The 5690-nt window shown below is 36.4% G+C and carries 6 protein-coding genes; 2 read left to right on the forward strand and 4 right to left on the reverse strand.

Annotated features, from left to right (window positions below; translation table 11 throughout):
• Together HRT72_12700 and HRT72_12705 are read right to left on the reverse strand one after the other, a co-directional pair.
• On the reverse strand, positions 1-606 hold a 606-nt coding region (locus HRT72_12700), incomplete at its 3' end, for an MBOAT family protein (protein ID NQY68565.1).
• Positions 607-636: 30 nt separating this feature from the next.
• Complete coding sequence (locus tag HRT72_12705) at positions 637-2016, reverse strand: SpoIIE family protein phosphatase (protein NQY68566.1); 1380 nt, start codon at positions 2014-2016, stop codon at positions 637-639.
• A gap of 146 nt (positions 2017-2162) precedes the next feature.
• Between HRT72_12705 and HRT72_12710 the strand changes: the two genes are divergently transcribed.
• Positions 2163-3086: a hypothetical protein gene (locus tag HRT72_12710; GenBank protein ID NQY68567.1), complete on the forward strand. Its 924-nt coding sequence runs from the start codon at positions 2163-2165 to the stop codon at positions 3084-3086.
• Here the strand turns inward: HRT72_12710 and HRT72_12715 are convergent.
• Complete coding sequence (locus HRT72_12715) at positions 3073-4308, reverse strand: T9SS type A sorting domain-containing protein (protein ID NQY68568.1); 1236 nt, start codon at positions 4306-4308, stop codon at positions 3073-3075. The genes HRT72_12710 and HRT72_12715 overlap by 14 nt on opposite strands.
• Positions 4272-4526, reverse strand: a complete 255-nt coding sequence (locus tag HRT72_12720) for a hypothetical protein (protein NQY68569.1) — start codon at positions 4524-4526, stop codon at positions 4272-4274. The genes HRT72_12715 and HRT72_12720 overlap by 37 nt, the downstream gene beginning before the upstream one ends.
• A gap of 144 nt (positions 4527-4670) precedes the next feature.
• Between HRT72_12720 and HRT72_12725 the strand changes: the two genes are divergently transcribed.
• On the forward strand, positions 4671-5690 hold a 1020-nt coding region (locus HRT72_12725), incomplete at its 3' end, for a YifB family Mg chelatase-like AAA ATPase (protein NQY68570.1).

The raw sequence follows: 5690 nt of genomic DNA on the forward strand, positions 1-5690 counted from the left end.
CCCCCATAAAATTTGACGTAACCCATCCGCTGCAGAGTCATAATTGAAAATTCTTTTGTTTTGAAACTGAGGTAGAAAATGGGTAGCTCTCTCGATCGGACCTGCTACCAACTGTGGGAAGAAACACACGAAGGCGGCAAAGGAAGATAAGTTTTTCGTTGGGTTAAGTTTCTTTTTGAAAACGTCTAAGGTATAACTCATTGTTTGGAAGGTGTAAAATGAGATCCCTACTGGGAGAATTATTTCCAATGAATTCATCTCAAGGTTAGATCCGAATAATGAAAAGGAATCGACAAAACTGTCTATAAAGAAATTGTGGTATTTGAAAAAAGCTAAAAGCCCTAAATTGGAAAACACACTTATTGAGACAAGAATCCGTCTCTCGATTGCATTGCTATTTGACAATAATAGTAAACCAACGGCATAGTCGATAAGGGTGCTTATTGCGATTAATGGCACTAGCTGCCAATTCCACCATCCGTAAAAAATGTAACTGGTAACTATTAGAAAGCAATTTTGTAAGCTTATGTTTTTATTTGGAATTATCCAGTAAAGAATAAAAACTATAGGAAGGAAAATAGAAAACTCAAATGTGTCGAAAAGCATTATTCCTCTTTGTTAGCAAATAAAGTAAATTTAAATTACTCGCATACCAAGAACGCAGATGTCATCCACTTGCTCTAAGTTACCTTTCCACTTGTTGTGGGCATCTTCAAGAAGTTGTTTCTGCTTTTCCATTCTCTCGTTTCGTACAGAGAAAAGTGTTTTTCGGAATTCGGTTTTTTTCATTGTATTTCCATCTTCTCCACCGAATTGATCTTTAAATCTATCGGACGACATGTAAATACTGTCTCCTTTATTTAACTGGATGGTGTGGTTTGTAAATAGTTTTATTTCCACAGACTTCCCAATAGGTTGTCGATCTCCGGGTATTACTTCGAATTCGGAACTATCTTTTCGAGCAATTAAAAGAGAATTAATTGCACCAGAAAATTGTAATTCTTTGGTTGTAGTATTAAATGAGCATAGAGCCACATCCATTCCATCTTGCATATGTTGATTTGTTTTGGAAAACTGTTCGATCACTATTTTTAATACCCTGTTTAAAACTTCTGAAGGCTCCAGTGCGGTCTTTTCGGCATTTGCCCGCTTCAAGGCATTGTTACATATCATACTTACCAATGCCCCTGGAACACCATGACCAGTGCAATCAGCCGCTGCGAAGTAGACAATTTTTTCTCTCTGGAATGGGGAGTTTTTATCTTGAGATTCAATGTATTTTAAGTCTACCCAATAAAAGTCACCAGCAACAATTTCTTTAGGCTTGTATAAAATAAACGATTCTGGTAAGTGCTCTTTTATGAAACTGTCTGGAGGTAGAATCGAATCTTGAATTCCCTTAGCATATTGAATGCTCTCCATGATTTCTTGGTTCTTTACTTCTACAGCACTGAAAGCTCGGTTCTTCGTCGTTTCAAATATGAGTGTTACTATAAATAATATCATTGCTAAACCAACATAGCACAAAAGAGTAAATGAATTCTCAAATTCCAGATTATACTCAGTTGGAAATTGATATCCAGAGAGTGCCAAAGTTCCAAAGGTTAAGATTAGTACCATTGCAACTCCAAGCCAATAAAATGTTGTAGGCACAACTCCTAAAAGAAGTAATGAGAATATTGGGACAAGGATTAACCATGGGCTAACCGGTGAGGAAATTCCTCCGGAGAAATAGGTGCAAGTTGTTATCGCAACGAAGCAAGCATTGGCTATATATAAATTTGCTGTTAGTTTATAGCTAATTATTCTTTTAAGAAATAAAAATAGAGTTGTAGCAAAAATTACAAAGTTTATAATCATTGCAATTACACCCGGCTTGTAATCTATAAAAAAACTAACGCCAACATAGAGTAAAGAAAAAAGAGAGGTAAGCCATAAAAATTGGATGAGTAATTTCTCATAAAATGCCCTTTTTGTATTAGATGAAAGAGAAAATTTAAATAGTTTAATCAGCACAGCTTGTTGTTTTTAAGACAAGTTATACGTGGAGAAGGATGTCTGGTTTTGTTTAAAGTTAGTTATTTTGATTTATGCATTTTTTGCGACTTGAAATAAATTCGTAATCAAATTTTATTTTGAATGATTTTTATAACTTTCCTGTTATGATTGCAATAATTTTTCAGAAAGCAAGAACTCTATTTACATTAGCGTACGTATTTCTTGTATGCACTTCGGGAACAGTAATTGAAAAAAACACGGCAAGTAAAAGCCTTAATGATACGTTCCGCTATATTTTCATGGGACATACTTACCTGTCAGGGTCAAATGGAATAAAAGTAGATGAGCGTATAGAGGGTTTAGATTATTCCATCTACGATAGGATTTGGTTAGGAGGGGATATATGTAGCGAGTCTATGTTGAAAAGAACGACTGTTGAGTACATCGACAGTATATTTGATTTGTCTTTACTCACCACTCAATATGCATTAGGTAATCATGATGTAAGAAATAGTAATATGGCTTACTATAGAGAAATTACGGCAAGAGAAAGTTATAACGTGTATTCTGCAAATGGGGTGGTAACTATTTGCTTAAACTCTCAATTGAATCCGTCAAAATGCGAGGAGTTGAACAATCAATTTAATATGATTAGAAATGTATGTGACACAATATCTTCTAGTTCATTTCTGTTTTTGATTATGCACGGCAGTTTATTCTCAGAACTACCTGTGGGGCAACCATCAAGTTACTATAATGCCGATTATAGGAATTGGAATGCTAACTGTAGTAGTGCTGATGCTAAATTTCATAATACAATCTATCCATTATTGTTAGATGTTAAGAATAAAGGAGTTACAGTGCATTGTATTATGGGCGATTCGGGTGTAAATGAAAAGGAATTTCATTCTGTTTCTTCAGACTCAATTAATTTTTTCGCAAGTGGAATTAATAATTCGTCTATTACAGATTCATTGGAATTGGCCAATGCCTCTAAGGATAAAGTACTGATTTTCGAATATGCTAAAAATCTAAATGAAATGAGTTGGGGCTTTCATGACCTCGATTCTTTATTTAATGAACAATAAACTTTCCGGATACTTCAGTTATGTCACAATCTGATTTTATCTTATAGAGATACATTCCTGGTGAAAGGGTAGAAACGGTTAGTTTAATGTTGTTTGATCCGCTTTTGTTTGTGTAAACTAATTCTCCATTCATTGTAGATAATTCATAAATGAAGTTGTCGCATAAATATTTTTCCGAAACCGAAATTGTCAAGTCTTCGGATACTGGATTTGGATAAATATTCACATCGAAATCGTTCAATACGAAATTATTCACATTCAATAGTTGAGGCTCTCCTTGATCTGAATACACGATGAAATAAATATCCATTAATCCAGAACCATAACTATTTGTGTTTCCTAATACAGCGCAGCCAGATTCTATAGCCTTAATTTTTTTACCATATTCAGATCCATTACCTCCCGAAATTGCAGTCCAAATTTCTGTTCCATCCAGCTCCGCCTTAATGGTAATCATATCTGTTTTATTCGTTTCGGAATCTGTGTTAGTTGTTCCAGTTATATATAGAAAATTATCATCTGATATGTCGATTGACGTGCCATAATCGAAAAGGATATCACCATAGGTGGTTTCCCACTCTACGTTACCTGATATGTCAATTTTCAGTAAATAAATGTCAAAACTACCTGATCCCAGACTTTGAGTAGAACCTATAATGTAATAGCCTCCGTTAGGAGATTCTATTGTTTGGCCAACCAGTTCGTTTTGGTCTCCTCCGTAGGTGGCATCCCAAATAATATCACCCATAGCACTCACTTTATAAACCCCGATGTCAGAGTCTGCTTCTTTAAAATCAAATGTGGAATATTCAAAAAACCCATTTTGGAGACCGGTAACTAGGTAGTCTCCCTCTGAAGTTTCTATTACATCAAATGCGATGTCTTTCCCATTAGTGCCAAAAAAGGTGCTCCATTCTTCTGTGCCGACATTGTCCGTTTTAACTAAGAAATAGTCTCCAGGGAATTCATAAGACCTTGTGTATCCCGACATGATATAACCTCCATCAGATGTTTGTTTTAAGGATATACCGTCATCCATGTTGTACCCTCCGATATACGAATCCCAAATTTGATTTCCCAAACCATCCAATTTTAATAGATAGAAGTCTTGCCTGCCATATCCGCCATCCCATTTACTTCCAACAACAGCATATCCTCCATCGTCTGTAGAAATAATATCTCGCGCTACATCCAAATGGAGTCCGCCATAAATTTCTCCCAATTAAGTCCACCATTAGAGCTGAGGTTTATAATGAGAAAATCATCTGCACCCTCGCCAGAACTTCTTGTCGATCCTGCAATTGTGTATTCTCCAGAAGCGTTTACGCAAAAAGAATAAGCGATCTCGTCTTTAGCTCCGCCATGAATATAGGATGTATTTTGCCCAAATGTTACAAGACTGCAAGTGATAAGAAAAAGAAGAGAATGAAATATTTTCATCAAACGCTATATAGATATCTGTTTGGCTTTAGTGAAGTTAGTTATTTTACTGGCTGGTCATTGTCATTTAAATAAACCTTAGTAGATTCGTTTTATTCTATTTTTCATCTCATATAAACATAACAATTTTATTCTCTCCTCTCAATGTTAGTTAAAACGTACGGCAGTGCCACTTTTGGTATTGAGGCCACCACGATAACCGTGGAAGTTGATATAAGTAAAGGTGCTAAATTTTTCATGGTAGGATTACCAGACAACGCAGTTAAAGAAAGTCAACAACGAATTCAAGCAGCGCTTACCAATAATGGATATCGGATTCCAGGTCGACGAATTGTTGTAAATATGGCACCCGCTGATATTCGAAAAGAAGGTTCGTTTTACGATCTCACAATTGCTGTAGGGATTCTAGCCGCTTCCGATCAGATAAAATGTGATGCTGTTAGTGACTACGTTATTATGGGAGAGCTCTCACTGGATGGGAGTTTGCAGCCGTTAAAAGGGGCTTTGCCTATTGCGCTTCAAGCTAAAAAAGAAAATTTTAAAGGAATAATATTACCCTTAACGAATGCTAAAGAAGCAGGAATTGTAGAAGGATTAAATGTATTGGGTGTTGAGAATATTCAACAAGTAGCGGACTTCTTTAATAAAGAGTCAGAAATAACTCCTACAATAGTAGATACTAAGAGCGAGTTCAACGCAAAGAATAGTAATAGTGATTTCGATTTCTCGGATGTAAAAGGGCAAGAGAATGTAAAGCGTGCAATGGAGATTGCTGCAGCGGGTGGGCATAATATAATAATGATAGGACCACCTGGAGCAGGTAAGACAATGTTGGCCAAACGGATTCCAGGCATTTTACCTCCTTTGAGTTTAACGGAAGCCTTAGAGACAACCAAGATTCACTCGGTCGCTAATAAATTGGGCTCTAACTCTGGATTGATTTGTAGTAGACCTATTCGTTCTCCTCATCATACAATTAGTGATGTTGCTTTAGTAGGGGGAGGACAGAATCCACAACCGGGAGAAATTTCGTTGGCCCATAATGGAGTGCTTTTCTTGGATGAACTACCGGAATTTAAAAGAAGTGTTTTAGAGGTAATGCGTCCGCCGTTGGAGGATCGAGTGATCTCGATTTCTCGTGCGCGGTTTGCGGTCGACTACCCG

The organism is Flavobacteriales bacterium (genome assembly GCA_013214975.1).
In the GTDB taxonomy this organism is placed as follows: domain Bacteria; phylum Bacteroidota; class Bacteroidia; order DT-38; family DT-38; genus DT-38.

Bases quoted from the DNA above. Each gene is read 5' to 3' on its own strand.
- HRT72_12710 (NQY68567.1), top strand. From the start codon at position 2,163: ATGATTGCAATAATTTTTCAGAAAGCAAGAACTCTATTTACATTAGCG.
- HRT72_12720 (NQY68569.1), bottom strand. From the start codon at position 4,526: ATGAAAATATTTCATTCTCTTCTTTTTCTTATCACTTGCAGTCTTGTA.